The organism is Burkholderia sp. Ac-20365 (genome assembly GCF_017104715.1).
Classification (GTDB): domain Bacteria; phylum Pseudomonadota; class Gammaproteobacteria; order Burkholderiales; family Burkholderiaceae; genus Paraburkholderia.
In genome coordinates this window covers 213,990-240,208 of the sequence record NZ_JAAGPI010000008.1, presented here as the reverse complement: position 1 = coordinate 240,208, position 26,219 = coordinate 213,990, and the positions used below count along the sequence as shown (strand labels likewise).

Annotated in this window: 25 protein-coding genes; 9 read left to right on the top strand and 16 right to left on the bottom strand. The window is 62.8% G+C overall.

What is annotated here, in order from left to right; genetic code table 11:
• Positions 1–14: 14 nt before the first annotated feature.
• From G3O01_RS17180 to G3O01_RS45335, 3 genes are all read right to left on the bottom strand, one after another.
• Positions 15–1,349 (bottom strand): glutamine synthetase family protein, encoded by a 1,335-nt coding sequence (locus G3O01_RS17180; RefSeq protein WP_205806332.1) that lies wholly within the window; start codon positions 1,347–1,349, stop codon positions 15–17.
• 33 nt (positions 1,350–1,382) lie between these two features.
• Complete coding sequence (locus G3O01_RS17175) at positions 1,383–2,171, bottom strand: gamma-glutamyl-gamma-aminobutyrate hydrolase family protein (protein WP_205806331.1); 789 nt, start codon at positions 2,169–2,171, stop codon at positions 1,383–1,385.
• A gap of 306 nt (positions 2,172–2,477) precedes the next feature.
• Positions 2,478–2,684 (bottom strand): hypothetical protein, encoded by a 207-nt coding sequence (locus G3O01_RS45335; protein ID WP_241024045.1) that lies wholly within the window; start codon positions 2,682–2,684, stop codon positions 2,478–2,480.
• A gap of 438 nt (positions 2,685–3,122) precedes the next feature.
• Here G3O01_RS45335 and G3O01_RS17170 point away from each other — a divergent pair, with 438 nt between their 5' ends.
• Both G3O01_RS17170 and G3O01_RS17165 read left to right on the top strand, forming a co-directional pair.
• Positions 3,123–3,674: a cupin domain-containing protein gene (locus G3O01_RS17170; RefSeq protein WP_109481479.1), complete on the top strand. Its 552-nt coding sequence runs from the start codon at positions 3,123–3,125 to the stop codon at positions 3,672–3,674.
• A 97-nt stretch (positions 3,675–3,771) separates the two neighbouring features.
• Entirely contained in the window at positions 3,772–5,265 is a 1,494-nt protein-coding gene (locus tag G3O01_RS17165) for an aldehyde dehydrogenase (RefSeq protein WP_205806330.1), read from the top strand.
• Between the two features lie 18 nt (positions 5,266–5,283).
• On the opposite strand, the gene G3O01_RS17160 is transcribed toward G3O01_RS17165, so the two are convergent.
• Together G3O01_RS17160 and G3O01_RS17155 are read right to left on the bottom strand one after the other, a co-directional pair.
• Complete coding sequence (locus G3O01_RS17160; protein ID WP_205806329.1) at positions 5,284–6,501, bottom strand: MFS transporter; 1,218 nt, start codon at positions 6,499–6,501, stop codon at positions 5,284–5,286.
• Positions 6,498–7,031: a MarR family transcriptional regulator gene (locus G3O01_RS17155; protein ID WP_205806328.1), complete on the bottom strand. Its 534-nt coding sequence runs from the start codon at positions 7,029–7,031 to the stop codon at positions 6,498–6,500. The genes G3O01_RS17160 and G3O01_RS17155 overlap by 4 nt, the downstream gene beginning before the upstream one ends.
• A 231-nt stretch (positions 7,032–7,262) precedes the next feature.
• Here G3O01_RS17155 and G3O01_RS17150 point away from each other — a divergent pair, with 231 nt between their 5' ends.
• The gene (locus tag G3O01_RS17150; RefSeq protein WP_205806327.1) at positions 7,263–7,850 is read left to right on the top strand and encodes a YMGG-like glycine zipper-containing protein; all 588 of its coding nucleotides are present in this window, start codon (positions 7,263–7,265) and stop codon (positions 7,848–7,850) included.
• 53 nt (positions 7,851–7,903) lie between these two features.
• Here G3O01_RS17150 and G3O01_RS17145 read toward each other — a convergent pair whose 3' ends face one another.
• A complete protein-coding gene (locus G3O01_RS17145; protein WP_205806326.1) occupies positions 7,904–9,436 on the bottom strand; it encodes an MFS transporter in 1,533 nt (510 codons plus the stop codon).
• 110 nt (positions 9,437–9,546) lie between these two features.
• On the opposite strand from G3O01_RS17145, the gene G3O01_RS17140 reads away from it, so the two are divergent.
• The gene (locus tag G3O01_RS17140; RefSeq protein ID WP_205806325.1) at positions 9,547–10,452 is read left to right on the top strand and encodes a LysR family transcriptional regulator; all 906 of its coding nucleotides are present in this window, start codon (positions 9,547–9,549) and stop codon (positions 10,450–10,452) included.
• A 61-nt stretch (positions 10,453–10,513) separates the two neighbouring features.
• On the opposite strand, the gene G3O01_RS17135 is transcribed toward G3O01_RS17140, so the two are convergent.
• The 3 genes from G3O01_RS17135 to G3O01_RS17125 form a co-directional block, all read right to left on the bottom strand.
• Positions 10,514–10,897: a PRC-barrel domain-containing protein gene (locus tag G3O01_RS17135; protein WP_205806426.1), complete on the bottom strand. Its 384-nt coding sequence runs from the start codon at positions 10,895–10,897 to the stop codon at positions 10,514–10,516.
• Between the two features lie 80 nt (positions 10,898–10,977).
• Positions 10,978–11,133, bottom strand: a complete 156-nt coding sequence (locus G3O01_RS17130; RefSeq protein ID WP_205806324.1) for a hypothetical protein — start codon at positions 11,131–11,133, stop codon at positions 10,978–10,980.
• A gap of 87 nt (positions 11,134–11,220) precedes the next feature.
• A complete protein-coding gene (locus G3O01_RS17125; RefSeq protein WP_205806323.1) occupies positions 11,221–11,985 on the bottom strand; it encodes a TetR/AcrR family transcriptional regulator in 765 nt (254 codons plus the stop codon).
• Positions 11,986–12,288: 303 nt separating this feature from the next.
• Here G3O01_RS17125 and G3O01_RS17120 point away from each other — a divergent pair, with 303 nt between their 5' ends.
• The 4 genes from G3O01_RS17120 to G3O01_RS17105 all read left to right on the top strand — a co-directional run bounded on the left by G3O01_RS17120 (position 12,289) and on the right by G3O01_RS17105 (position 18,016).
• Positions 12,289–13,470, top strand: a complete 1,182-nt coding sequence (locus G3O01_RS17120) for an isovaleryl-CoA dehydrogenase (protein WP_205806322.1) — start codon at positions 12,289–12,291, stop codon at positions 13,468–13,470.
• Positions 13,471–13,534: 64 nt separating this feature from the next.
• Positions 13,535–15,142 (top strand): carboxyl transferase domain-containing protein, encoded by a 1,608-nt coding sequence (locus G3O01_RS17115; RefSeq protein ID WP_205806321.1) that lies wholly within the window; start codon positions 13,535–13,537, stop codon positions 15,140–15,142.
• Positions 15,143–15,170: 28 nt separating this feature from the next.
• Positions 15,171–15,956: an enoyl-CoA hydratase/isomerase family protein gene (locus G3O01_RS17110; protein ID WP_205806320.1), complete on the top strand. Its 786-nt coding sequence runs from the start codon at positions 15,171–15,173 to the stop codon at positions 15,954–15,956.
• Positions 15,957–16,003: 47 nt separating this feature from the next.
• Positions 16,004–18,016, top strand: a complete 2,013-nt coding sequence (locus G3O01_RS17105) for an acetyl/propionyl/methylcrotonyl-CoA carboxylase subunit alpha (RefSeq protein ID WP_205806319.1) — start codon at positions 16,004–16,006, stop codon at positions 18,014–18,016.
• Positions 18,017–18,043: 27 nt separating this feature from the next.
• On the opposite strand, the gene G3O01_RS17100 is transcribed toward G3O01_RS17105, so the two are convergent.
• The 7 genes from G3O01_RS17100 to G3O01_RS17070 form a co-directional block, all read right to left on the bottom strand.
• On the bottom strand, positions 18,044–18,832 hold the full coding sequence (locus tag G3O01_RS17100) for a PhnD/SsuA/transferrin family substrate-binding protein (RefSeq protein ID WP_205806318.1): 789 nt from the start codon (positions 18,830–18,832) through the stop codon (positions 18,044–18,046).
• Positions 18,833–18,876: 44 nt separating this feature from the next.
• Positions 18,877–20,064, bottom strand: coding sequence for a glycosyltransferase family 9 protein (locus G3O01_RS17095; protein WP_205806317.1), 1,188 nt, complete (start codon positions 20,062–20,064; stop codon positions 18,877–18,879).
• Positions 20,065–20,192: 128 nt separating this feature from the next.
• Entirely contained in the window at positions 20,193–21,209 is a 1,017-nt protein-coding gene (locus tag G3O01_RS17090) for a fatty acid desaturase (protein WP_205806316.1), read from the bottom strand.
• A gap of 140 nt (positions 21,210–21,349) precedes the next feature.
• Positions 21,350–22,099, bottom strand: a complete 750-nt coding sequence (locus G3O01_RS17085; protein WP_205806315.1) for a CDP-diacylglycerol diphosphatase — start codon at positions 22,097–22,099, stop codon at positions 21,350–21,352.
• Between the two features lie 6 nt (positions 22,100–22,105).
• Entirely contained in the window at positions 22,106–23,560 is a 1,455-nt protein-coding gene (iaaH, locus tag G3O01_RS17080) for an indoleacetamide hydrolase (protein ID WP_205806314.1), read from the bottom strand.
• A gap of 101 nt (positions 23,561–23,661) precedes the next feature.
• Positions 23,662–24,567 carry a ferritin-like domain-containing protein gene (locus G3O01_RS17075; RefSeq protein WP_205806313.1) on the bottom strand — a complete coding sequence of 302 codons (906 nt, stop codon included), beginning with the start codon at positions 24,565–24,567 and terminating at the stop codon, positions 23,662–23,664.
• A gap of 138 nt (positions 24,568–24,705) precedes the next feature.
• Complete coding sequence (locus G3O01_RS17070) at positions 24,706–24,912, bottom strand: transcriptional regulator (RefSeq protein WP_205806425.1); 207 nt, start codon at positions 24,910–24,912, stop codon at positions 24,706–24,708.
• 426 nt (positions 24,913–25,338) lie between these two features.
• Between G3O01_RS17070 and G3O01_RS17065 the strand changes: the two genes are divergently transcribed.
• Positions 25,339–26,181, top strand: coding sequence for an oxidoreductase (locus tag G3O01_RS17065; protein WP_205806312.1), 843 nt, complete (start codon positions 25,339–25,341; stop codon positions 26,179–26,181).
• Positions 26,182–26,219: the final 38 nt, after the last annotated feature.

Genomic DNA, 26,219 nt, shown 5'->3' with positions numbered 1-26,219 from the left:
GATGACGCCAGGCTTTAGACGTGCAGCAGCAAATGCTTGCGTTCCCACGAACTGATCACGCGGAAAAACGCTTCGTATTCGGTTTCCTTCAGCGCGAGATACGCCTTGATGAACTTTTCACCCATGATCTCGGCGAGCGGCTCACATCCGCCCATCAACGTGAGCCCTTCTTCGAGGTTGCGTGGCAACTGATACGGCAGTTCATAGCCATCGCTGGTGAGCGGTTCTGTCGGCGTGAGCCGTTGCGTCATGCCGAGATAACCCGCTGCGAGCGTGCCCGCGATCGCCAGATACGGATTGCAATCGACACCCGGAATGCGGTTCTCGATGCGACGTGCCTGCGGGCCCGAATGCGGAATACGGAAGCCAACCGTGCGGTTGTCGTAACCCCATTGCACATTGATCGGAGCGGCCATGAAACGCGACAGGCGGCGATAGGAGTTGATGTACGGCGCGAAGATCGGCATCAACGCGGGCGTGTACTTTTGCAGGCCGGCGAGATAGCCGTCGAAGAGTTGCGTCGGCTTGCCGTCGCTGCCCGTGAACAGGTTCTGTCCCGTCTCTTCATCGACGAGGCTTTGATGCACGTGCATTGCCGAGCCTGGTTCGTTCTCCATCGGCTTCGCCATGAACGTCGCGTACATGTGATGACGCAATGCCGCTTCACGCACCGTGCGCTTGAAGAGGAACACCTGATCGGCGAGCTTCAACGGATCGCCATGCAGGAAGTTGATTTCCATCTGCGCGGCGCCGACTTCGTGAATCAGCGTGTCGACTTCCAGTTCCTGAATGTCGCAGTACTCGTAGATATCTTCGAAGAGCGGATCGAATTCATTCACCGCTTCGATCGAATACGCCTGGCGTCCCGTTTCGGGCCGGCCCGTACGTCCGACAGGCGGCTGCAAGGGCAGATCCGGGTCCTTGTTCATATCGACCAGATAGAACTCGAGTTCGGGCGCAATGACAGGTTTCCAGCCTTTGGCCTTGTACAGATCGAGCACCTGGCGCAGCACGCGGCGCGGCGAGATCGCAACGGGCGTGCCGTCGAAATGCACGCAGTCGTGAATGACCTGTGCGGTGGGATCGACGGCCCACGGAATGATGCGAATCGTCGATGGGTCGGGCACGCAGACCATGTCGGGATCGGTGACGCCCGTGAGCGAACCGTCTTCGGGATACTCGCCTGTCACCGTCTGGATCATCACGGCTTGCGGCAGGCGCATCGATTCGCCCGATTCGAACTTGCTGCGCGGAATGATCTTGCCGCGCGCGATGCCCGCCATATCGGGGATGATCGCTTCGATTTCGGTGATGTGGTGCTTCTTCAGAAATTCATCAATGTCTTGCATGATCGTTCTCTCTGTTTTTTGCGCAGACGGGGATCAGGCATGTGCGCTTGCAGCCGCTGCCGAACCCGTCCTGATGCGCATTCGATCGCGGCAAGCTGCGCCGAATGCACGGAAGATCGCCGTCGATAGCGCGTCGCTCGCATGCTTCCATTCCGGGTGCCATTGCACACCCAGTGCGAAGGCACGCGCATGCGTTGCGCTGATTGCTTCGATCAATCCGTCTGGCGCGCGGGCTTCGACCGTGAGGCCGTCGCCGAGCCGCTGGACGCCCTGTCCGTGCAGTGAGTTCACGCGCACTTCGCTCGCGCCGCCAGCGAGCTTCTGCAACAGCCCGCCTTGCACGAGATGCAGCGCATGCGAAGGTGCGTACTGCACGTCGAGGTCGTCTTCCTTGTTCTCGCGGTGGTCGTCGTAACCGTCCACCGTTTGAACGCTTTGATGCAGCGTTCCACCGAACACGACGTTCATTTCCTGAAAGCCACGGCAAATCGCGAGAACGGGTACGCCCGCGTCGATGGCGGCGCGCATCAGCGGCAGCGTCGTCGCGTCGCGCGCGGCGTCGTGCAAGGTGCCGGGCGCACTCGCGTGACCGCCGTATCGATGCGGCTCGACATTCGAATAGCTGCCTGTAAACAGGAGCCCGTCGATATGTGCGAACAGTTCTTCCGGCACCTGTTTGTCGCCCAGTGCGGGCAGCACCATCGCCAGCGTCTGCGCGCCGTCGGCCACGGCCGCGATGTACTTTTCGCCGACCACGTGCGACGCATGCGCACCCATCATCGTTCTGTCGGCTGTGATGCCGACCAAAGGTTTCGTTTGCATGACTAACTGGTATTCGTCGTTGACTGCGGGAACGCGGCAAATATCGCTATGTGTATGCGCGGCACGATTCCGCAGCATGCGCAAATGCGCAAAGCTACTGGAAGGGTGCTTGCGTGGCAGCGTCGTCAGCGGATCGCGCCGCGCGTCGCAAACATATAGGCGGTCCGGTTCGCTCCGCTGCGCGCAATCGCAGGCGTACAACGGCGCGTGTCCGGCGTAGGGACGAGCGCAACCGTAGACGCGGCGCGATAACGCACGCGAAGCACTGACCCGCAAGCGGGCCGGACTGCAGCAGGAGGAGAGGCGCTAGGGCAACAGCGAGGCGACTTCGTCGGTATGCACCGCGATGAAGGCACGCGCTGAAATGGAGTTATGACGTCGAACGGAACGGCGCGACAGGATCGTGAAGACGGACAGAAAGCGGCGAAACGCAAGCCTGCCGTTGCTGCCGTCGGCGATGGCGTGGTCAGCGCGAAGACACCTCGCGAACTGACTACGATCCCACCTAACCAAAGGGCCTCGGACTCTCACGATTACACTCGACTGGCACGTTGAAAGTATTGAACGCTTCGCTCTGGAAAACGCATCGTGCGTTTAAAGAAACGAGACGACAGATTGTTATTCGATCTGCATTCTTTACCCGTTGCACGGCGATGAATCGTGCTGTTGCACCGGGTAATCGAATCAGGAAACATCAACCTGTAGATCAGCATATACGAGTCAAAAAGGCCGTCAAAGTCTTTTTACGAATCTTTGATGAGGGCTTTCCCTGAGCTATCTACAGGCATTCCAGTCCACTTTGAAGCCGGTAGATGCGTAATAATTTCGTTTCGCTTTCAGGGTTTTCCCCAGCGGCGTTTAATTTAAAGTGATTAGAATATTCAACACACGCGCGTGCTATTCGAACGGCGCTCTCTTTATGACGTTCTTACCGCTCCCATGAGTGCATCGATGTCTATAGAAGTTGCAACCCGCCTGCAGTACATCCGCAAAAAGCACGGTCTTTCGCAGCGCGAGCTGGCGAAACGGGCGGGCGTGACGAACGGCACGATTTCGCTGATCGAACAGAACCGCGTGAGTCCTTCCGTCGGCTCGTTGAAGAAACTGCTCGAATGTATTCCGATGAGCCTCGCCGAATTCTTCACATTTGAAATCGAGGCCGACCGCAACGTGGTGTCGCGCCGCGCGGAGATGCCCAATCTCGGCAACGAGCAGATCGAGTTCTATCTGGCGGGCGCGAGCGTGAAGGATCGCAATATGGGCATCATGCGCGAGGTGTATCAGCCTCTCGCGGATACGGGCCCGGAAATGCTGCAGCACGCAGGGCACGAGGGCGGCGTCGTCGTCAGCGGTCAGCTCGAATTGACTGTCGATGGCACGACGTGGCTGCTCGACCCCGGCGACAGCTATTACTTCGAAAGCCGCTTACCACATCGTTTTCGCAATCCCAGCGCGCAGCAGGTGTGCGAAGTCGTGTCGGCCAATTCGCCGCCCACGTTCTGATTCTTTTGCACGCCGCTTCGCGTCAACGCGTTTAACGCAGCACTGCATCGCGCATGCCGGATGCACTGCGATCAACGCATAACATTGAGGCATCCTGATGGACAAGACGACATTGGCTTACTGGAAGGAAAAGGCAGCGACGCTCGCAATCGAAGGGCGCGCGTTTATCGACGGCGAGTACCGCTCGGCAGAAAGTGGGCGCACGTTCGATTGTGTGAGTCCCATAGACGGAAAGGTACTCGTTAAAGTCGCCGATTGCGGCGAGGCGGACGTGAATGCGGCCGTGCGTGCCGCACGGCATGCGTTCGACAAAGGCGTGTGGTCCGGTCTCAATCCGCGTCAGCGCAAGGCGAAGCTGCTCAGGTGGGCCGCGCTGATGCGCGAGCATCTCGACGAACTCTCTCTGCTGGAAACACTCGACGCAGGCAAGCCGATCGGCGACACGACCACAGTCGATGTGCCGGGCGCGGCGTATTGCGTCGAATGGTTCGCGGAAGCGATCGACAAAATAGGCGGTGAAGTGGCGCCTGCCGATCACCATCTCGTCGGTCTCGTGACGCGCGAGGCGATCGGTGTCGTGGCAGCCGTGGTGCCGTGGAATTTTCCGATCCTGATGGCATCGTGGAAGTTCGGGCCTGCGCTTGCAGCGGGTAACAGCGTCGTGCTCAAGCCTTCCGAGAAATCGCCGTTGACTGCCATTCGCGTCGCACAACTCGCGCACGAAGCTGGCATTCCTGCGGGCGTTTTCAACGTCGTGCCGGGCGGTGGCGAGCCGGGCAAACTGCTCGCGCTGCATCACGACGTGGATTGCCTCGCGTTCACGGGGTCGACGAATGTCGGCAAGCTGATCATGCAATACGCGGGACAGTCGAATCTGAAGCGCGTATGGCTGGAACTGGGCGGCAAGTCGCCGAATATCGTGTTGCCCGATTGTCCCGATCTCGATCGCGCAGCAAAAACAGCAGCGGGTGCGATCTTCTACAACATGGGCGAGATGTGCACGGCGGGTTCGCGCCTGCTCGTGCATCGCGACATCAAGGAGGTGTTTCTCGACAAGCTCGTCGCTGCCGCGCGCAGCTATACGCCGGGCAATCCGCTGGATCCGAAGACGTCGATGGGCGCGATCGTCGATCAGGTGCAAATGGACCGCGTGCTCGGCTACATAGAAGCGGGCCGCGCAGAAGCGAAACTGTTGCATGGGGGCGCGCGCGTGCAGCAGGAAAGCGGCGGCTTCTACATCGAGCCGACTGTGTTCGATGTGCCGAAGCCCGACGCGAAGATCGCGCGTGAAGAGATCTTCGGGCCGGTTCTATCGGTGATTACATTCGACACGATCGACGAAGCCGTGCAGATCGCCAATGACAGCGATTACGGCCTCGCGGCCGCTGTCTGGACCGGCAATCTGACCACGGCGCACGAAGTATCGCGGCGTTTGCGCGCGGGCACTGTCTGGGTCAATTGCTATGACGAAGGCGGCGACATGAACTTCCCGTTCGGCGGCTACAAGCAGTCGGGTAACGGTCGCGACAAGTCACTGCATGCGCTCGAGAAGTACACGGAGTTGAAGTCGACGCTGGTGCGTTTGCGCTAGCCGTCAAGCGGCGCGTGATTACGATGAAGAGGCCGCAGGCGCGCGCTGTCGCGCCTGCCGATGCCCTTCGCGCATGCCGAGCGTGTAGATCATCAGCGCGCCGCTCATGATCGCGAGTTGCCATATCAACAGGTCGTTGCCGAGTGCTTTCATCGCGGTCCCTGCAAAGAGCGGTCCTGCAATCGAGCACGCGGTGAATGCGAGCGACAGCAGGCGCATGTTGCGCGTGATCGCCTGCTTGTCGCTGCATGCGGCTGCATACATACCGAGCGTGATGTAAGCGCTATTCATGCCGCCTAGCAGCAGCGCGGCCGCGATATACGCAATGGAAGCCGGTGCCGCAACAGAAAATCCGACGATAGCCGCCGTGCTGGCCAACGCGCAGACGATCACGGTTGCCGCGAGTCCGAAGCGATCCGCGAGCCATCCAACGGGAAATTGCAGCACCATGCCGCCGATGCCGAAGCACGCGAGGACGGTTGCGGTCTGTGCAGTGGTGAGGCCGCGTCCGTCGGCGAAAAGCGGAAACAGCCCGTAGAGCGCGCCGTCGCCGATGCCGCCGACTGCGATCGTGACAAGCCCAAGACAGACGATCGGCCCGAGTTCGAAGCGCTTGCCTCGAGCGTTATCGCGAGCCGATACGGACGGGCGCGCAGGCGCACGCGTAAGCCACAGGGGAATGGCGGCAGCAAGCGTCAGTACCGATCCCGACACGAATACGAGTGTTCCGCTCACGCCGCCATACACCGCAAGCGCCGGCGCCAGCACGCCCGCCGACGCGATCAGCGTTTCGTGCACGCCGACCACTTTGCCGCTCTTGTCCGCTGGCACGAGGCTGTAGAGCCAGGTTTCGTTTGCGATCCAGCGCAAGCCGATACCGAGTCCCGTCAGCATGCCCGGCAACATCCACGCAGGCCACGACAACAGACCAAACGACGCATACGCAATCAGCGACGCGGCGAGCCCCAACGTAACCGTCAGCTTCGATCCGATGCCTTCCATCAGACGCGGCGCGAACAGCAGTCCGATGAACATGCCAGCCCATTGCGCGGCGGCAAACAGCCCGGCACGCGGCGCGTCGAGTCCCTGATGCGCGAGCCAGACCGGCAACACCATGAAGCCGATGCCGAACTGGCCGATCTGTGCGAGCGTCGACACGGCGGTGAGCGCGGCCACTGCGCGCCAGCGAACGGGTGGATCGACGGTCGTGCTCGCGACGGTATCCTGCGTGCTCATGATGCGCTCCGCTCAGGCATCGGCAGACCCTGTTCGCGGCACTCGACGGGGCAGCCTGCTTTCAGGCACGGCTTGTCGTCGCAGAAGCGGCAAAGCTGCATCGCGTGCGGCGAATCGCGCGTTTCGTTCCAGAGAATCTTGATGAGCAGGCTTTCGAATACGTCGCGCTCGTTGTCGTCGAGTCGTGCGACGATTCTTTCCAGCATGCGCCCGCGCGCGGTGCGCAAGCGGTTCGCTTCGCGGCGTCCTGCGGTTGTGAGCGCGAGAGCCACCGAGCGCTTGTCGCTGCCCGCTTTCTTTTCGACGAGGCCCGCATCGACGAGTCCTGCGACCGCTCGCACGGCAGCGGGATGCGACAGGTCGACGGCATCGCGCAGCAGTTCGATAGAGGAATCGGGATATTGGCCGATCGCGTTGAGCATCGCGCGTGCCGTCGGTCCGGCCAGCGCGGCAATGCTGGGTTGTGCGTTCAGTTCGTCGGTCACCAGAAGGGCGAGCACGCCGAGCAGGTTTTCCGTGCGCTGGGTCATTGCGGCACCTCGATATGTGCACCGTGCATATGTGCATAGTGCACATATCAGGCTGCGATTTCAAGGTGAATCCCGCTGGCCCTTTTTAATGGTTTTCAACGTTTTGCGTAGTCGCATGGCTTATGCTTCGCGCAGAAATATCCAGTAACGCATTCGTAACTCAAGCCTAAGTCTGTTGGACTATTGTTTCTGTATTGGACATTGGCATTTTTCATTGGCAGGTCGACGAACATGAACAAGACTCAGGTCGCAAAAAAAGTCGCAACGCCGGCGCTCGCCGTCGGGGTATTGCTCGCGTTGGGCGGTTGTGCGGTCGTGCCGCCCAGCGGGCCGAGCATCGTGGCGTTGCCGCGCTCGGGCGAGCCGCTCCAGCAGTTCCAGCAGGAAGACTATCAGTGCCGCGACTACGCCTATCGCAGCACGGACGCGAATGGTGCGTCGCAAGCGGCGACTAACAACGCGGTGGGCAGCGCAGCCGTCGGAACCCTGGGCGGCGCGGCTGTCGGCGCGCTGATCGGTGCGGCAGCGGGTAATCCTGGCGCGGGCGCAGCAATTGGAGCGGGCAGCGGCCTGCTGGTCGGCGGTGCGGCGGGCGCGAACGGCGCGTCGTATTCGGCGTATGGCCTTCAGGGCCGCTATGACGCTGCATACGCGCAGTGCATGACTGCCAAGGGCAACACCATTCAGCAGCCGCCCGCACCCGTGTACGCGACGCCGCCTGCATACTATGCGCCTGCACCCGTGTACTACGCGCCGCGTCCGCGTCCTTACTATTACGGCCCGCCGCCCGCGGTCTACGCACCGTATCCTTACTATTGATCTGCACGCCTCGAAAAGTGTGAGCGCGATATCCGCGCTCACGCTTTTTTGTATCAGTCTGTGCATTGCGCGCATGTCGTCACGGGCGCTTCTTCGAGCTTCGAGCGGTTGAGTTTTGTCGTTACGCCGAATGTCATGAAGCTCGCAATTGCGAGCAGCCACACGCCGATCCCGCCATACAGCATCACCCAGCCAAAGCCATGCACGAGGGCGTCGTGCGCGATCTTCGCGTCGAGCGTCACGGCGTGGCCGGCTGCAATCGCAGCGCCTGTTGCGTGAAGCTGCGCCACATCCGGCATCGCGTGCGACAACGACGATTCCACGCCTGCCATCAGCACGAACCCCATCAACGCGATGTTGATCGCGAGCGAAATCATCCGCGCGCTCATGTCGATGCCTGACGCCATTCCGGCACGCGCGGTCGATACGGCGCCCGTCGTCGTGTTTGTCACGGTCGTATTGGTGAGGCCCAGTCCCACGCCGGCGATGATGCAACCCGGCAGCATCGTGAGCCAGCTCGCGTGCTCCGCGCCGCTGCCGATGCGCATCAGCATGAATCCCAGCCCGATGGTGAAGAGGCCGCCGGGGATCACGAAGCCCGGCTGATAGCGATGCGCAAGCCGTTCCGCGACGGGCGGCACGGCGAGCGTCGGCAGCGTGTAGGCGAGCAACGCGAAACCCGCGTGCAGATCGTCGTAACCGAGCGCGTTATGGAAGTACACCGGCAGATAGATCATGAAAGGCCAGAAGCTGAAATTCATCGCCGCCGATCCGATCAGCGCACCCGAGAACTTGCGGATGCGAAACACGGAGAAGTCGAACATCGGGTGCGCGTTCCTGTTCTCGGCGACGAAGAATGCGATCAGGCAGAGCGCGCTCGCCGCGACGATGCAAAGCGCAGGCAAACTCGTGAAGCCCAGATCCGCGCCTTGTGTGATGTAAAACGCTACCCCGAACACGGCCAGCGACAAACTCACCACGCCCCACACGTCGAGCTTGCGCGCGTGCGGATCGCGCGATTCGCTCACGCCGCTGACGGCGAGCGCGATGGTCGCGAGCGCGAGCGGCGCGTGAACGAGAAATACCCATTGCCAGCCCGTCAGCGCCACCGTCGCGCTGCCGATGATCGGACCGAACCCGAGTCCAATCCCGAAGATGATGCCCCACGCGGCGAACGCCTTGACGCGCGCCTGCCCCTGCTGGAACTGATGCGACAGCACGGCCACCTGGCAGATCAGCATGGCGCCGCCGCTCGCGCCTTGCAGAAAGCGCCCGGCGATCAGCACGGCCATGTTCGATGCGAGCCCGCACAGCAGCGACGTAATGCCGAACAGCGCAATGCTGACGATGAACACGCGCTTGCGGCCGAAGCGGTCCGCGAGCGTGCCCGTCGCCATCAACACGGTCGTGCAGGCGATCGTGTAGGCGTTCATCACCCATTGCAGATCATTGAAGTCGCCATGTAGCAGTTGTTCGAGCGTTGGCAGGATCGCGGGCACGCTGGATATCTCCAGGCCGAACATCAACGACGAAAGGCAGGCGGCAAGCAGCGCGAGTGTGTTCTTGCGCGGGCGAAGCACGGGCATGGCATGACCCCGGAAAATGAATGTGCAGCTAATATATCGGGAACGATAGTCCCGATTGTCGAACTGAATTCCAATGAATGATTCCATGAAGGAACCAATGAGGCGCACCCATGACTGACCGGCTGGAAGGCGTGGCGACCTTCGTGCAGGTCGTCGAAGCGGGCAGTTTTGCGCTCGCGGCCGAGCGGCTGAATCTGACGCGCTCGGCTGTCGGCAAGGTGATCGCGCGGCTGGAGACGCGGCTCGGCGTGCGCCTGATCCATCGCACGACGCGCAGCCAGAGCCTCACGGAAGACGGCCAGGCGTACTACGAGCGCTGCGTGCGCGCGCTCGCCGAACTGGAAGCGGCCGAGGCCGAACTCGAAGGCGGGCGGCGCGCGCCGCGCGGACGGTTGCGCGTGAGTCTGCCGCTCGCGTTCGGCCAGTTGTGCGTCGCGCCCGTGCTGATGAATCTCGCGCGCAGGCATCCGAAGCTGCAGATCGACATGTCGTTCACCGACCGCTTCGTCGATCTCGTCGAGGAAGGTTTCGATCTTGCCGTGCGGATTGGTGAATTGCGCGACAGTACGAGTCTCGCTGCGCGGCGGCTTGGCGTGCAGTACACGAGCATCGGCGCGGCGCCGTCGTATCTCGCGCAACACGGCATGCCGGTTTCGCTCGACGATATGAATGGCCGCGACGGCATCGTGTATGCGCGTGGCGGTGCACTCGCGCCGTGGGATCTGCATGACGACGCAGGGCAGGTGAAGCGCGTGAAGATCAACCCGCAGCTGAGCATGGACGATGTGCAGGCGATCGCGTCGGCGGCAATTGCCGGCTTCGGTCTTGCGCGCATTCCGTCGTGGCTGCTCGCGCGGTATGTGAAGACGGGCGAACTCGTGCTGGTGAAGGGGCGCTGCAGCCTGCCGCCACAGGAGATCAATGTCGTGTGGACGCAGACGCGTTACATGGCGTCGAAGGTGCGTTGCGCAATCGATGCGTTAGTCGCCGAGATTCCCGCGCTGATCGAAGAATGAAAAAAAGCCGCTTCATATGCGTGAAGCGGCTTTTTACCTGAACGGCTTTGCAAGTCGCCGCTCAATCCGGCGCGTATTTGAACTCCGGCAACGCTTCGAGCGACGACTTGGTCGCATCGGGCATCGTCACCTGTTTGGCCGTGATCTGCAGATCGCTGAACGGCACGGCAACGTAGTGCTTGCCCATGCCGAGAAAGCCGCCTACGGACAGAATCGCGAAGGCCGTGTGATCGGACGGCGAGACGACCAGATCGTCGATGGTGCCGATTTTGTCCTTGTCGCGGTTATAGACGTTCGCGCCCGACAGTTTCGACGCGCGAAAACCGCTGCCCGTCTGCATGACTTCCGTGTGACGCTCGGTGATGGATTGCGGCGCGCCTTGCGCGAGCGCTGTTGTCGAAACAAGCGCCGCTAACAGACCTGCAATGAGCCCCGCAATGCCCATCCGGTATGTTCTGTTAAATGCTTGCTGCACGATGATCCTCCCTCCCTGTTATTGGATGCTTTCGACGGACGGCGCCTGTCCTACGGTTTGTCGTCCTCGTAATCGGGATTGACGTCGGGATCGAGCGGTGGCGCGTCCGGGTCCTGCGATGGACCGACATCGGGCAGATCGGTCTGCACGACATCGGACTGATCGGGGCGGATCGGGTTTTCGCCTTCGTTTGGCATGGTCGACATGGCCGGTCCTCCTTGGGTTTCGTTGCTGGCAACAAGATCGTCAGCAAGTTGCGCACCCGGCCGGCGCGCGTGATTTACTGCGTCGCTTCAGGCGTCGTCGCCGGTATCGATGCGAGCGGGCGCGGCGTGCTTGTGCGCCGCTTCCGCTTCGGCAAGACGGCGCGTGGCCTCGCTTACTTCCTGGCGGAACTGCACGAGCGCGCTGAGCGACGCGTCGGGCGGCTGCAACGCGGACCACAGCACATCGATCAGACGGTCGGCGGTGGCGTCGATATCGGTGCGGCGATTGCCGAGCGTCGCGTCCCACAGCACGTGTTCCATCGGCCCGAACACCAGCGAGCGCAGCAGGCGCAGCGGCATGTCCGAGCGGATCTGGCCCGTCTGTTGCCCCTGCGACAGCACGCGCATCAGCGGCGCGGTGTAGCGCCGTTGCAGGGCGGTGAGTTCCTCACTGAGTTCGTGCTGACGTGTACGGCCTTCGGACAGCACCAGCGCGCACAAGCCCGTGCCATTGACCAGCATCAGCCGCAGATGCGTGCGCACGATGAACGCGAACTGCTGGCGGATGCTGCCGTCGCGCGGCAGGCCCGATTCGATCGCCTCGATGATCTCGTCGTACCAGTCGCCGATCACGCGCGCACACAGTTCGCGCTTGCCGCGAAAGTAGCTGAACACAGTGGCCTCGGAAATGCCGAGCCGCTGCGCGATTTCCGCCGTCGTCGCGCGGTCGTAGCCCTTTTCGGAAAAGACGTCGCGGCCCGCCTGAAGAATCTCCTTCACGCGCTGTTGCGACTTGCGGCCCGCCGGCTGGCGGCGCGATCCCGGCACCTCGGCCCTTGCTACGCCCATCATATGAGTCCAGTTCAGATTTCGGAGCGGGAAGGGCTCCGTTGCGGCCGATACTACCACGCTGTCAGGCCATTCAGCGCGTACTTCACGGTTTTTGAGTGACACTCAAAAATACCGATTGACGCTTACGTAAATCTGGAGTGAAATGCGCTCTATGCTGCCGCGCGTCTGGATATGTCGGATGAATCTGCTGTCAAACCGTCCCGCGGCCGACGAACCACCTGAGCCCGGCTCAGAAAAATTGCCTGATACAGCGCGGCACGGCACACGCGATCCGCGCGCGACGAACTCCTGGAGACACACACAATGAGCAACTTGCCCGGTTTGCAATTCCCGCTTGGTGAAGAGATCGAGATGCTGCGCGACACCGTCGCGTCGTTTGCGGCGAAGGAGATCGCGCCGCGCGCGGGCGAGATCGATCACACCGACCAGTTCCCGATGGACCTGTGGAAGAAGTTCGGCGATCTGGGCGTGCTCGGTATGACGGTGTCGGAGGAATACGGCGGCGCGAACATGGGCTACACGGCGCACATGGTCGCGATGGAAGAGATTTCGCGCGCGTCGGCGTCGGTGGGTCTGTCGTATGGCGCGCATTCGAATCTGTGCGTGAACCAGATTCACCGCAACGGCACCAAGGCGCAAAAGGAAAAGTATCTGCCGAAGCTGGTGTCGGGCGAACACATCGGCGCGCTGGCGATGAGCGAGCCGAACGCCGGTTCCGACGTGGTCAGCATGAAGCTGCGCGCCGAGAAGAAGGGCGACCGCTATGTGCTGAACGGCACGAAGATGTGGATCACCAACGGCCCGGACTGCGACACGCTCGTCGTCTACGCGAAGACGGATATCGAAGCCGGTCCGCGCGGCATCACGGCGTTCATCGTCGAGAAGGGCATGAAGGGTTTCTCGGTTGCGCAGAAGCTGGACAAGCTCGGCATGCGCGGCTCGCACACGGGTGAACTGGTGTTCGATAACGTCGAAGTGCCGGAAGAGAACATTCTCGGTGAACTGAACGGCGGCGTGAAGGTGCTGATGAGCGGCCTCGACTACGAGCGCGCGGTGCTCGCGGGCGGCCCGACGGGCATCATGCTGGCGGTGATGGATTCCGTCGTGCCGTATATCCACGACCGCAAGCAGTTCGGCCAGTCGATCGGCGAATTCCAGCTGATCCAGGGCAAGGTTGCCGATCTGTATACGACGTTGCAGGCGTGCCGCGCGTATCTGTACGCGGTGGGCCGTCAGCTCGACACGATCGGCACGGCGCACGTTCGCCAGGTGCGCAAGGACTGCGCGGGCGTGATTCTCTATACGGCGGAAAAGGCCACGTGGATGGCGGGCGAGGCGATCCAGATTCTCGGCGGCAATGGTTATATCAACGAGTATCCGGTTGGTCGTCTGTGGCGCGATGCGAAGCTGTATGAAATCGGCGCGGGCACGAGCGAAATCCGCCGGATGCTGATCGGCCGCGAGCTGTTTGCGGAAACGATGTAAGAGCCATGGTGCGAGAGTAAGGCACTAAAGCGCCAACTCTCGCCGACACATCGAGAACACCAACATGCCGATCATCGAATCAAAACTGAACCCCCGTTCCGACGATTTCCGCACCAATGCGGCCGCGCTCGAAGCACTCGTCGAAGACCTGAAAGCGAAGATCAGCAAGCTTGCATTAGGCGGCGGTCCCGCCGCGCGCGACAAGCACGTGTCGCGCGGCAAGCTGCTGCCGCGCGATCGCATCGCGCAACTGCTCGATCCGGGCACGCCGTTTCTCGAACTGTCGCAACTCGCGGCGTTCGGCATGTATCACGACGACGCGCCGGGCGCGGGCGTCATCACGGGCATCGGGCGGATCGCGGGCCAGGAATGTGTGATCGTCTGCAACGATGCGACGGTGAAGGGCGGCACGTACTATCCGGTGACCGTGAAGAAGCACGTGCGCGCGCAGGAAATCGCCGAAGAAAACCGCTTGCCGTGCGTGTATCTCGTCGATTCGGGCGGCGCGAACCTGCCGAATCAGGACGACGTGTTCCCCGACCGCGATCACTTCGGCCGCATCTTCTACAACCAGGCGAACATGTCGGCGCAAGGCATTCCGCAGATCGCCGTCGTGATGGGTTCGTGCACGGCGGGCGGCGCGTATGTGCCCGCCATGAGCGACGAATCGATCATCGTCAAGAATCAAGGCACGATCTTTCTGGGCGGCCCGCCGCTGGTGAAAGCGGCAACGGGCGAAGAAGTCAGCGCGGAAGATCTGGGCGGCGGCGACGTGCACACGCGTCTGTCGGGTGTGGCCGATCACCTCGCGCAAAACGATCCGCATGCGCTGGCGATTGCGCGCAGCATTGTCGGCAATCTGAACCGGCGCAAGGACGTGCCCGTCACGATGCAGGAGCCGAAGCCGCCGCGCTACGACGTGAAGAGCATCTACGGCGTGATTCCCGTCGATACGCGCAAGCCTTTCGATATCCGCGAAGTGATCGCACGTATCGTCGACGACTCGGCATTCGATGAATTCAAGGCGCGTTACGGCACGACGCTCGTGTGCGGCTTCGCGCATATCTGGGGTCATCCCGTCGGTATCGTCGCGAACAACGGCATTCTGTTTTCCGAGTCCGCATTGAAGGGCGCGCACTTCATCGAGTTGTGCGCGCAACGCAAGATTCCGCTCGTGTTCCTGCAGAACATCACGGGCTTCATGGTGGGCCGCAAGTACGAGAACGAAGGCATTGCGCGTAACGGTGCGAAGATGGTGACGGCTGTTGCCACTGCGAAGGTGCCGAAGTTCACGGTGATCATCGGCGGGTCGTTTGGCGCGGGTAACTACGGCATGTGCGGCCGCGCGTATTCGCCGCGCTTTCTGTGGATGTGGCCGAACGCACGCATCTCGGTGATGGGCGGCGAACAGGCAGCATCCGTGCTGGCCACCGTCAAGCGCGACGGCATCGAAGCGAAGGGCGGCACGTGGACGCCGGAGCAGGAAGAAGCATTCAAGCAGCCGATCCGCGAGCAATACGAGCATCAGGGGCATCCGTATTACGCGAGCGCGCGTCTGTGGGACGACGGCGTGATCGATCCCGCGCAGACACGCGACGTGCTGGGCCTCGGTCTGTCGGCGGCGATGAATGCGCCGATCGAAGACACGCGCTTCGGCGTGTTCCGCATGTAACGTCGACGCAGCGAAAGGAGCTTCGCCCATGCAATATGAAAACCTCATCGTCGCGTTCGACAACCAGGTGGCCACCGTTACGCTGAATCGCCCGGACGTACGCAACGCGTTCAACGAAGCGATGATCGCGGAACTCACGTCGGTGTTCAAATCGCTGAACGAGCGCGACGATGTGCGCGCCGTCGTGCTCGCCGCGAACGGCAAGGCGTTCTGCGCAGGCGCGGACCTGAACTGGATGAAGAAGATGGCCGGTTACTCGGACGACGAGAACCGCGCCGACGCGCTGCGGCTTGCCGACATGCTCGCGTCGATCTATCGCTGCAACAAACCGGTGATCGCGCGCGTGAACGGCGATGCCTACGCGGGCGGCATGGGCCTGATCTCTGCGTGCGATATCGTCGTCGCGGTGGATAGCGCGAAGTTCTGCCTGTCCGAAGCGCGCCTCGGCTTGATTCCCGCGACGATCGCGCCGTATGTGATCCGCGCGCTCGGCGAGCAGGCATCGCGCCGTTACTTCATGACGGCAGAAGCCTTCGATTGCGCGACAGCACAGCGCCTGAACTTCGTCGCCGAATGCGTGAGCGCCGACAAGCTCGACGAAACGGTGCAGCAGCTCGCGGCCACGTTGTGCGCGAACGGCCCGCAGGCGGTGAAGGCGTGCAAGCAGCTTGTACATGACATCGCCGGCCGCGAGATCAGCGCGGCGCTGATCGAAGACACAGCGGTGCGCATTGCGAAGACACGCGCGGGCGCGGAAGGGCGCGAGGGCGTCGCGTCGTTCCTCGAAAAGCGCTCGCCTTCGTGGCGCGTTTGAACGCGCATGACCGTCACCGCACAGAACAAAACTCATCGAGACACCTCATGTTCAACAAGATCCTGATTGCGAACCGGGGCGAGATTGCCTGCCGTGTCGCTGCGACCTGCAAGCGGCTCGGCATCACGAGCGTCGCGGTCTATTCCGACGCCGATGCAAACGCGAAGCACGTCGCCGCATGTGACGAGGCCGTGCACATCGGCGGCTCGACGGCGGCGGAAAGCTATCTGCGCGTCGAGCGCATCATCGAAGCGGCCATTGCGACGGGCGCGCAGGCCGTGCATCCGGGCTACGGCTTTCTGTCGGAGAACGAGGACTTTGCGCAGGCTTGCGAGAAGGCCGGCATTGCGTTCATCGGACCGCCCGTCGAGGCGATTGCCGCGATGGGTTCGAAGGCCGCCGCGAAGGCGCTGATGCACTCGGCTGCCGTGCCGCTCGTGCCGGGTTATCACGGCGACGATCAGAACGCGGATCTGCTGCATCGACAGGCCGATGAGATCGGTTATCCCGTGTTGCTGAAGGCAAGCGCGGGCGGCGGCGGCAAGGGCATGCGCGTGGTCACGCGCACCGAAGATTTCGCTGCGTCACTCGCATCGTGCAAGCGCGAAGCGGCGAGCAGCTTCGGCAACGACCGCGTGCTGATCGAAAAGTATCTGATGCGTCCGCGTCACGTCGAAGTCCAGGTATTCGCCGACAAGCACGGCGGCGCGGTCTATCTGTTCGACCGCGACTGCTCGGTGCAACGTCGCCATCAGAAAGTGCTCGAAGAAGCGCCCGCGCCCGGCTTGCAGCCGCACGTGCGCCGCGCGATGGGCGAAGCGGCTGTTGCGGCGGCGCGCGCGGTGAACTACGTCGGCGCGGGCACCGTCGAGTTCATCATGACGGAAGGCGGCGACTTCTACTTCATGGAGATGAACACGCGTCTGCAGGTCGAGCATCCCGTGACGGAGATGGTGACGGGGCTCGATCTCGTCGAATGGCAATTGCGTGTCGCGGCGGGCGAGCCGCTGCCGCTCGCGCAGGATCAGCTGAAAGTCGAAGGCCACGCCATCGAGGCGCGTATCTACGCCGAGCATCCGGCGCGCGGATTTTTGCCGTCGACAGGTACGTTGAAGCATCTGCGCATGCCGGCTGGCGTCGAATTTTCGATTGGCGCGAACGGCGAGCGTGCGCCCGTGCGTATCGACAGCGGCGTGCGTGAAGGCGATACGATCACGCCGTTCTACGATCCGATGATCGCGAAGCTGATCGTGCACGGCGCGAGCCGCGAAGAAGCGTTGAAGCGCATGAGCCAGGCGCTGCGCGGCTGCGAAGTGGTCGGGCCGCATACGAACGTCGAGTTTCTGCAGCGTATCGTCGCGAGCGTACCGTTTTCGACGGGCGATCTCGATACGGGTCTGATCGAGCGTCATCATGATGCGCTCTTTGCGCCCGTCAAGAAGCCGTTCCTGGAAGCGCTGGCGCTCGCATGCGGCGCATTGATGACGCGCGAAGGCGGCGTCGCGCACGGCGCGTCGCCGTGGGATGCGCTGTCGCACTGGCGCCTGAACGGCGGCTATACGCAGACGCTCAACTGGCGCGATGTCGAGAAAGAGTCTGCATTTACAGCGGTTTTCTCACGCGATGGCGATGCGCAGACGCTTACGCACGATAGCCAGACCGAGCCGTTCAAATGGTGGCGCGGCGCGGGCGAGCATGAATACGGCGCGACCATTGGCGATGCGCATGTGACGGGCCGCGTGTTTATCGACGGCGATACGTTTTATGTATTCTGTCGCGGCGAGGCGCTCGCGTTCGAATGGCAGAACCTGCTCGCGCATGCGGCCGATTCCGAGCATGGCGAAGGGCGACTGACTGCGCCGATGCCGGGCAAGGTGATCGCGGTGCTGGTCGAGCAGGGCGCGGTGGTCGAGAAAGGCCAGCCGCTGATCGTGATGGAAGCGATGAAGATGGAACACACGATCGGTGCGCCTGCAGCGGGCAAGGTGGCGGAGGTGCTGTATGCCGTGGGCGATCAGGTCGCCGATGGTGCGCAGCTGTTGGTGCTGGACGTCGAATAAGACGCAGGGTTTTACAAGCGTTTGGCGTCATGCGAGGCGCGCGTAGTTCGCTACGCGCGCCTCGTTTTCCATATGGCGGATGCTTTCGTATGCTTCGGACGGCAGGTGTGAGAAGCCTTTGAGCTTGAGTCGCTGCGCGCGTTCAGGTTGCGCGGTGAGAGCTTCGTCGAGAGCATCGCGCAATGCGTCTGCTGTCTCAGGCGTAACGAGGTTCGACGCGATCAACGGCAATCCTGGCGATGCACGCGTGTAGCCGATCTCGCGCAGGCGGCCAGTGAGTTCGGGATACGCATCGCGAGCGAAAGCCAATGTCACGCAGTCGATCGCCGCAACGTCCGCGCGGTCCTCAACGACTGCGCGCATCGAGCCGAGATGTGATCCTGTTTCCAGCGTTGCGCTAAAAAACTGGCCGTTCATTGCGTGAGGTGCGATTGCGTGACGCAACGCGTTATAACCGCTGTTCGAATCGGTGGAGTTGAAGGCGGCGCGCGTGCCACGCAATGCTTCGAGCGAATCGAACGGTGCGTCGTTGCGCGTGACCAGCGCACTCGAATAGTTCGCGCCCTCGCAGCCGGGCGCATCGAATTGCGGTGTCGCAATCAGTTGCACGTGCTCGTGCAGACCGAGCACGTACGGATAGCCGCAGGTCTGCGACAGCAGCAGATCGGGACGCCGCCAGAACGCGTGCAGATCTTCCGGTTCGACGATCGCGGCAGAAGGTTCGACACGGCGCAGCACGTCGGCGAGCAGCGCATGCCAGTCGGCTGCGAGTGCGGGCGAGACGTTGTACATCGGCAGGGCGGCGATCTTGTTCATGCACGCAATTCTAAAGGCGATCAGCCTGCCGCCAGGTGAACGTCTCAGGCCGCGGCATCCAGGCGCGAACCGGGCTCGTCGGCTCTGACGACAACGGACTGCAACACGGCCTGCACCACGCGCGCGACTTCCGGCCATTCCTGTAGCCGCTGACCATCGGCGGACTTCTCCGGCGCAACACTCACATAAGACGACGGATAGCCCCAGATCGCGTCGTGCACTTCCGGCCTCGTAATGCTGCCGCCGAGCACGGCAACCGTCGGACGGTGGAACGCCGCCGCGACGTGCATCAGCATCGTCGAGTTGGTCAGCACGACGTCCGCCTGCTCGACGACTGCGAACATGATGCGCATCGGCACGTCGCCCGCGAGTGAGCGCACATTGACGCCTGCACCGGCCGCCGCAATCGCTTCGGCCGCGCGCGAGCGATCGGCCTCGCTGCCGACAATAAGAATCTCGCACGCGTGTCCCTGTTGCTCCAGCGACTGCGCGATCCGCGCGAGCGCCGCGCCCACTTCGCGAGCGGGCCACGCCTTGGTTGACACGCCGGCGCTGACGCCGGCAACGAGACGGATCGTGCGTCGATCAGTGGCTGCGTGATGCGTCGTCCAGACTTGCGTCGCGCGTTCGCGCTCGTCGCTGGTCAGGAAGAGTTGCGGGCGCACTTCGGGCAGCGCCGTCGCGCCAAGCAGTTCACCTTGCGCGAGCGCCGCGCGTCCCGCCTGACGCCTTGCGTACTCGATATACGCCTGGCATCCGCTCCAGCCGCCGCGATAGCCGCGCACGCCGATCCGATAGCGCGCGCCGAGCCGCATCATCAGCAGCGCGCCCATATAGCTGCCGAGCACGTCGATCGCGACATCGAAGCCGCCGCGCGCACGCAGCGCGGCAACCTGCGGAGACGCCCACAGAAAGCGCATCACATTCTTCTGCGAGCGGTCCGCGATGATCTTGTTGTTCCAGGGCGCATCCAGTTCGACGATTTCGTCGATATATGGATTGTTCTCCAGAATCGGCCGACCCCAGCTGCCGATGCCCGCAATTAGCCGCGTCGCCGGAAACTGCTTGCGTAGCGATTCGAGCAGCGGCGTAGTGGAGAGCAGTTCGCCGAAGTCGTTCGGCCGCAGCACGAGAATCTCGCGCGGCGTGTCGCGGCGCGGATCGAAGCGCGCCGGATGGAACCGGCTGGCTAGCCAGACGGGCGTTTCGACCAGCAGATTTTTCCAACCCATGAATCGCTCCCTCTTCGCGCACAAGGCCACCGGCATGCATTCGATTGTGCCGGGTTGCTGCCGTGCAAAAGCGCCGAGGTTCCGCTCTTTTCGGTCATCTCGCCTGCGGGCGGCGCGACAGAGGGATGTCAGCGGCTGCGCGTATAGCGGACGGGCTTGCGTTCCAGCACGAAGGAAGCAGCCGGTGCGGGGCGAACGAAAGTGGACGATTCGCCATGCATGGGGTTGGCGACGGCAGCGAACGCGTAACGCCTCGCCCACTCGCCATAACCCTTCACCAGAAATCCGCCCGAGCGCTCGCGGTACTGTTGTGCGGAGCTTTGATAAACCTTGCGCAGCGCAAACCACGGCACATGCGGCAGATCGTGATGAACGAGGTGGAAGTTGTTGTTCAGAAACAGCAGACGCCAGAACCACGCAGCCTCGTTGATCACCGACCGGTGCTCATGCGAAGCCGCCGCGCGATGTTCATGAAACGAGCGCACCGCACTTAGCGCCAGCGCCGGATAGCCGACACCTGCAATAAAGAGCCACGGCGCAATCCCGCATGCCCGATCGAGCCACGCGATCAGCACGGCCAGCGCCGTGAGATGCGCGAGCCACGCGGGCACATCGGACCAGTCGCCGCGCACGACTTTGCGCAGCGCCTGCGTCGCAGTCGCAGCAATCGAAAACGCGGGGCCGAGCAGAAGCCGTCCGGCAAACGTATTGCGCGCGATCAGCAGCACGCGCATCAGCACGCCCGCCTGGCGCCACGCGTCACGGCTGACGAAGTAGCTCTCGGGATCGATCTCGGGATGCGTCAGATGCGGATCGTCGTGATGCTGCAAATGCAACTCGCGATACACGCGATACGGAAACCACACGGCGAGCGGCGCGAATCCGATCAGGCCGTTGACGAACGCGGAACGCGTCGGATGCCCGTGCAGCAATTCATGCTGCAGCGACATGTACCACGCGCTGAACACGGCGAGCAGCGGAACCGCGACGCTCAGGCCAAGGCCGCGCGCATGGCTCGCGATGAAAAAACAGCCGCCGTAAATGGTCCCGATCAGAAGCCACGTCGGCCATTCGGTGCGCCAGGTGAAGCTGTTGCGCCGTTGTGTGAGCGCGTGACGTTGTGCGTCGTCGAGATAGAAGGACATCGGCGGATCGGTCGTATTGCAGTCCAACCGATCCTAAAGGCGAGGGCGCCGCCGCCGAACCAATTTGTTCGGCAAAGCATTTGAGTAAAGCGGATTTAGCGTGGATTTATGCGCGTCGTCTGAACAAATGCCCAGCGGCGTTACCCGTGCATGCCGATCATGCACGCGTGATCGAGCATCGGTTCGGCCGTGCCGCTGCCGTCGTCGAGTTCCAGCCCGCTATTGACGATCAGCCAGCCGTCGGCGTCGGTGGGCCCGGCGCCCGTCACCAGAATGGTTTGCTGCGCCATCAGATCGCTGCCCTGACGGTCGCGGGCGACGACGCGAAACGGGTTGTCGTCGCCAGCAAGCGACAGCACGCGCATTACCCGGTATGAATTACCGTCGAGCTTCGTCCAGTGCCACTGACCCGGCTCGACAGTCCGAAAGCGCGCGAGATCCTTGATGATCGTGTCGTGCATGCAATCCATATGGATATGCAGCTGGTTCTGCGTGCGGCGGAATTGCGAATTGATTTCGAGGCCCAGCTGATTCGGCGGAAATGTCAGACCAATACGCGAGCCCACGTATTGCCGCGCGGCCCATGCGTCGACCCAGTAATCGGGCGCATCGGGTGCGAGCACGCTCGGGCTTTCGATGCCTGCCACGCGATCGGTCGGAATCAGCAGGTACTGCGTATTGCCGTTGATGTCCTTGAGTATCGCGTAGCGTCCGGGCAGATTGACGGACGTGCAGAAGCCGGCGCCGCCCGTTGTGCGGGCGACGGGCACGCACTGATGGTCGACGATGTTCCAGAGCGCATTGGGATCGGCGGACGCGATGAGCGCGCAGCCGGACGTGCACAGCGCGACGGCAAGCGCCGCCAGGTGCCTGAGGCGGGGTCGGATCATGAAGTGTCAGAGAGTAGGGGCGGGCACCGTGCCGAGCAGCGTTTCGAATGCGATGCCGATGGCGAGCAGCCGGCGGTCGCTGCCGAGCGGCCCATCCAGTTCGATGCCCACGGGCAAGCCATCCTGCGTCAGCCCGGCGGGCAGCGACAGGCCCGGAATGCCGGCGTTGCTGGCCGGGTCGGTATTACGCAAATAGGCCGTCATTTCGTCGATGGCAGGCGCGCCGTCGATCGACACCACGGACGAGCCGTTCACTTCGTCAATCGGCACGGCGACGAGGCGCGTGGTCGGAAAAAGCAGCGCGTCGAGGCGTTCGGCCGCGAAGGTGTCGGCGTAATGCTGCTGCAATTGCGGGCGCCAGGTGTGCATGGCGGAGGGATAGTGCTGGGTCAGCGCGCCAGCCAGCACGACGTCGTAGATATTGCGCACGTCGGGGCTCGCAATGCGCGCGGCGATTTCGCCGACCGTCCGCACGGGTGCATCGTTGGCGACGAGGTAGTCGCGCACGTCGTCGAGCGCTTCGTGGATCGCGATTGGTCCGCCCGTCTCTTCGTTCAGCCGCAGCAGATCGGGCATCGCGACGGGCACGAAGGTGACGCCCGCCGCTTCGAGCTTTTTCACTGCGGCGCACGCGACGTCTTGCGTCGCGCGTTCGAGATCGGCCCACAGCGGCTCGGGCAAGCCGATGCGCAGCGCAGGCAGTTGGACATCGGGCAACGCGGCGTCGCCCGCAATCACGCCGTCGAGCAGCGCGATGTCCGCGACGGTGCGCGCCATCGGTCCGACCGTATCGCGCGTGTGGCTGATGGGAACGACGGCATTGGGGTCGTGATAGCGCCGCTCGGCGCCGCCGTTGCCCACCGACGGCCGGAAGCCCGCGATGCCCGTGAGCGCGGCGGGAATGCGCGTGGAGCCGCCCGTGTCGCTGCCCAGTCCTGCAGGCGAGACGCGCGCGGCGACCGCCGCGGCCGTGCCGCCCGACGAGCCGCCCGCGATCAGCGATGGATCATAAGGATTGCGCACGACGCCCGCGTGCGGGGCCAGATTCGCGCTCGTGATGCCGAACGCGAGTTCGTGCATGTTGGTCTTGCCGAGCACGATCGCGCCCGCGTCGAGCAGCTTGCGCACCGAGGGCGCGTCCGTCTTCGGCTTGAAGCCTTCGAGCGCGGGCGTGCCCGCCGAGGTCAGCAGTCCTGCCGTGTTGATGTTGTCCTTGATGACGACGGGCAGGCCCGCGAGCGGCAAGCGGGCTCTTTCGTCGGCGGGAAGTGCGTCGATGCGTTTAGCGGCGGCCAGCGCGCCTTCCATGTCGATGGCGGTGAACGCGTTGAGCGTGGCGAGCGCGGCGGCGCGCGCGAGCAGGGTCGCGACATAATCGGTCGCGCTGAGGCGCCCCGACTGGATGGCGGCGACGGCTTGCGTGGCGGTCAGCGCGAGTTGCTCATCGACGGTCCATTGCATGTGATCTGTCTCCCTCGATCGAAACGTGTCGTGAAAACGCCCGCGTGCGCGGGCTCGCGGCGCGTCCATGCGCGCAACGCCCGCACCCGTTCTTTAACGTTTTACTTGCCGATGAACCGCAACGCGAGGCGCGCGAGTTTCGGCACGAGCGTCGGACGTACCAGCCGCTTGTCGTAGCCGGCCATCCGTTGGTCGTTTTCCTGTAGACAGAGTTCGATCAATTGACGCGTGGAGAGCGCCTGGCCGATTGTCGCGCTGTTGGCGGGCAGAAAGTTCGAGTCGTGCGCGACGCCGTTCGAGTCGATGCCTTTCGCGATGGCGACGCGGTCCCAGATCAGCTTGATCCAGATCGCGCCGACGCGCAGCGAGTGCCACGGGCGCCGCCACCACGGCATATTGCGGCGATACCACGCGACCCAGTTGACGAAGAACAGGATGTGACGCGCTTCTTCCTGGATCACGGGCTCGAAGGTCTCGACCAGCTCTTCGGGGAAATAGCCCGACAGCTGCGCGGAGCGGAACAGGCCGAACGCGAAGAAACTGTCGATGCATTCGCTGTAACCCGTGAACATCCACGCCCATTCGGCGTCCCGCGGGGCGGGATACTCCGGTTCGGGCGCCAGTTCGATGCCGTACGCGGCCACGAGGCGTGACAGAACGTGCTTGTGACGCGCTTCTTCGGCGGCGTCCATTTCGATGGCTTCACGCACCAGCGGGTCTTGTAACTGGGCGGCGTACGTGGAGACGCGGATCGACGCGCGGCCTTCCGTCTGCACGGCGATGTCCCAGATGGGCAGCGAGGTGATGCGCTTGAGCGCATCGGGCGGCAATTGCGGCCAGTCGATGACAGCCGGCTTGTACGGGTTATGCGTTTCGAGAAGCATCCGGCAGAACATCTGCTTGTGTTCGTCGGAGCCGACGCGCATGCGCGCGTGACCGTCAAAGGTCCAGTTGCGCAGCGCATAGTCGTGAGCCGCTTCTGCTTCTGTTACCAGGGTGTCTGACATGTCAGGCGGAACATTGGCTAGTTATTCCGCCTATTCTGGCATACCCCGTCATTTTGTGGCGTCGAGCGGGCATGCGCCGTGCTGCCGCACGCCGTTTCCCCGCTGCATGCCGTCAAAAATTGCAATACAGCTCTGCGCTTACTGGTGGCTGTCGATCCACAGGCGGCCCCATCGGAATGCGTACGCCAGCGCGTGCTCTTCGTCGAAGAAGTAGTCGAGCGCGTCGAATGAGTACGCGCGTGCGCCATCGGTAGCGGTGGCTTTCTCGATGGTGAGATTGGCGGCGAATAGCCCGTTGGGCAGCCGCTGCGCGGCGGGCGCTACTTCGTAGCCCTTATAGCGGATGTGCCGGTTCGCCCGAAGCGCCTTGTCGGGCTTCGGATGGTCTGAACTGGTCCGGAATCTGTTCGATTGTGCCATCTTGACTGCTCCCTGCTACTGATCGTCCCGCAAAGCGTAAGCGACCCCGTTCGACGACTGAACTAACGATTCGTCGAAAGCAAATCAGACCGGGGAAGCTTTGAGTTTTCGCGGGAGAGTCTGCTTCTGGGAACCGCCAGTTACGGCCTATTCTGCCGCGCGCGGGCGCGTTTTCCGCGTGCGCTCTCGTACAGTGCGCAGCAAGATTACGGCGGCTGACGCGACGTGAGGGCTTTGGACTTCGCGCGACTTGTTCCGCGCGGGAAAAATTGATGTGATCGGCGCTCGATGCAACCGCCGGCGACGCGCCAGTAGAGTGTCGTCAATGGATAAACCGGCGAGGGCATCATCATGAGCGAATCCGTGCAACGCGTATTCCTGATTACCGGCGCAAGCTCCGGCTTTGGCCGTGCCTTTGCGCAAGCGGCGCTGGCGGCCGGACATGTCGTGATCGGCACGGTCAGGAGCGAAGCGGCGAAAGCGACGTTCGAGCAGTTGCATGCGGAACGTGCGCATGGTCTCGTGCTCGATGTGACCGATTTCGACCGTATCGACGCTGCCGTTGCAGAGGCAACGGTCGTGACCGGCCCCGTCGACGTGCTCATCAACAATGCCGGATATGGCCACGAAGGCACGCTGGAAGAATCGTCGCTCGACGAACTGCTGCGCCAGTTCAATGTGAACGTGTTCGGCGCCGTCGCGATGACCAAGGCGGTGTTGCCGTCGATGCGCGTGCGCAGAACGGGCCACATCATCAACATGACGTCGATGGCGGGGCTCGTGACGTTTCCGGGCATCGCGTACTACAGCGGCAGCAAGTTCGCGCTCGAAGGGATTTCGGAGTCGCTTGCGCAGGAAGTGCGCGGTTTCGGCATCAAGGTCACGGCCATTGCGCCGGGCTCGTTTCGCACCGATTGGGCCGGGCGCTCGATGGTACGCAGCGAGCGCAGCATCGCGGACTACGACGCCGTCTTCGGCCCCGTTCGGCGCGCGCGCCAGGCAAAGGACGGCAGACAGGCGGGCGACCCCGCGAAGGCGGCGAAAGTGCTGCTGGATCTCGTCGATCATCCCGATCCGCCGGTGCATCTGGTGCTCGGCAGCGACGCATTAAGTCTCGTGCGGCAGAAGTTTTCATCGATGCGCTCGGTCGTCGACGCGTGGGAGGGCGTGAGCCGTTCGACTGATTTTTCGTAGGCTTTGAGGCGGTCTCGGCGTGATGGTCTATTACACAG

Excerpts from the sequence above, each read along its gene's own strand:
- G3O01_RS17180 (WP_205806332.1), bottom strand. The coding sequence starts at position 1,349 with ATGCAAGACATTGATGAATTTCTGAAGAAGCACCACATCACCGAAATC.
- G3O01_RS17175 (WP_205806331.1), bottom strand. The coding sequence starts at position 2,171 with ATGCAAACGAAACCTTTGGTCGGCATCACAGCCGACAGAACGATGATG.
- G3O01_RS17170 (WP_109481479.1), top strand. The coding sequence starts at position 3,123 with ATGTCTATAGAAGTTGCAACCCGCCTGCAGTACATCCGCAAAAAGCAC.
- G3O01_RS17165 (WP_205806330.1), top strand. The coding sequence starts at position 3,772 with ATGGACAAGACGACATTGGCTTACTGGAAGGAAAAGGCAGCGACGCTC.
- G3O01_RS17160 (WP_205806329.1), bottom strand. The coding sequence starts at position 6,501 with ATGAGCACGCAGGATACCGTCGCGAGCACGACCGTCGATCCACCCGTT.
- G3O01_RS17155 (WP_205806328.1), bottom strand. The coding sequence starts at position 7,031 with ATGACCCAGCGCACGGAAAACCTGCTCGGCGTGCTCGCCCTTCTGGTG.
- G3O01_RS17150 (WP_205806327.1), top strand. The coding sequence starts at position 7,263 with ATGAACAAGACTCAGGTCGCAAAAAAAGTCGCAACGCCGGCGCTCGCC.
- G3O01_RS17145 (WP_205806326.1), bottom strand. The coding sequence starts at position 9,436 with ATGCCCGTGCTTCGCCCGCGCAAGAACACACTCGCGCTGCTTGCCGCC.
- G3O01_RS17140 (WP_205806325.1), top strand. The coding sequence starts at position 9,547 with ATGACTGACCGGCTGGAAGGCGTGGCGACCTTCGTGCAGGTCGTCGAA.
- G3O01_RS17135 (WP_205806426.1), bottom strand. The coding sequence starts at position 10,897 with ATGGGCATTGCGGGGCTCATTGCAGGTCTGTTAGCGGCGCTTGTTTCG.
- G3O01_RS17130 (WP_205806324.1), bottom strand. The coding sequence starts at position 11,133 with ATGTCGACCATGCCAAACGAAGGCGAAAACCCGATCCGCCCCGATCAG.
- G3O01_RS17125 (WP_205806323.1), bottom strand. The coding sequence starts at position 11,985 with ATGATGGGCGTAGCAAGGGCCGAGGTGCCGGGATCGCGCCGCCAGCCG.
- G3O01_RS17120 (WP_205806322.1), top strand. The coding sequence starts at position 12,289 with ATGAGCAACTTGCCCGGTTTGCAATTCCCGCTTGGTGAAGAGATCGAG.
- G3O01_RS17115 (WP_205806321.1), top strand. The coding sequence starts at position 13,535 with ATGCCGATCATCGAATCAAAACTGAACCCCCGTTCCGACGATTTCCGC.
- G3O01_RS17110 (WP_205806320.1), top strand. The coding sequence starts at position 15,171 with ATGCAATATGAAAACCTCATCGTCGCGTTCGACAACCAGGTGGCCACC.
- G3O01_RS17105 (WP_205806319.1), top strand. The coding sequence starts at position 16,004 with ATGTTCAACAAGATCCTGATTGCGAACCGGGGCGAGATTGCCTGCCGT.
- G3O01_RS17100 (WP_205806318.1), bottom strand. The coding sequence starts at position 18,832 with ATGAACAAGATCGCCGCCCTGCCGATGTACAACGTCTCGCCCGCACTC.
- G3O01_RS17095 (WP_205806317.1), bottom strand. The coding sequence starts at position 20,064 with ATGGGTTGGAAAAATCTGCTGGTCGAAACGCCCGTCTGGCTAGCCAGC.
- G3O01_RS17090 (WP_205806316.1), bottom strand. The coding sequence starts at position 21,209 with ATGTCCTTCTATCTCGACGACGCACAACGTCACGCGCTCACACAACGG.
- G3O01_RS17085 (WP_205806315.1), bottom strand. The coding sequence starts at position 22,099 with ATGATCCGACCCCGCCTCAGGCACCTGGCGGCGCTTGCCGTCGCGCTG.
- iaaH (WP_205806314.1), bottom strand. The coding sequence starts at position 23,560 with ATGCAATGGACCGTCGATGAGCAACTCGCGCTGACCGCCACGCAAGCC.
- G3O01_RS17075 (WP_205806313.1), bottom strand. The coding sequence starts at position 24,567 with ATGTCAGACACCCTGGTAACAGAAGCAGAAGCGGCTCACGACTATGCG.
- G3O01_RS17065 (WP_205806312.1), top strand. The coding sequence starts at position 25,339 with ATGAGCGAATCCGTGCAACGCGTATTCCTGATTACCGGCGCAAGCTCC.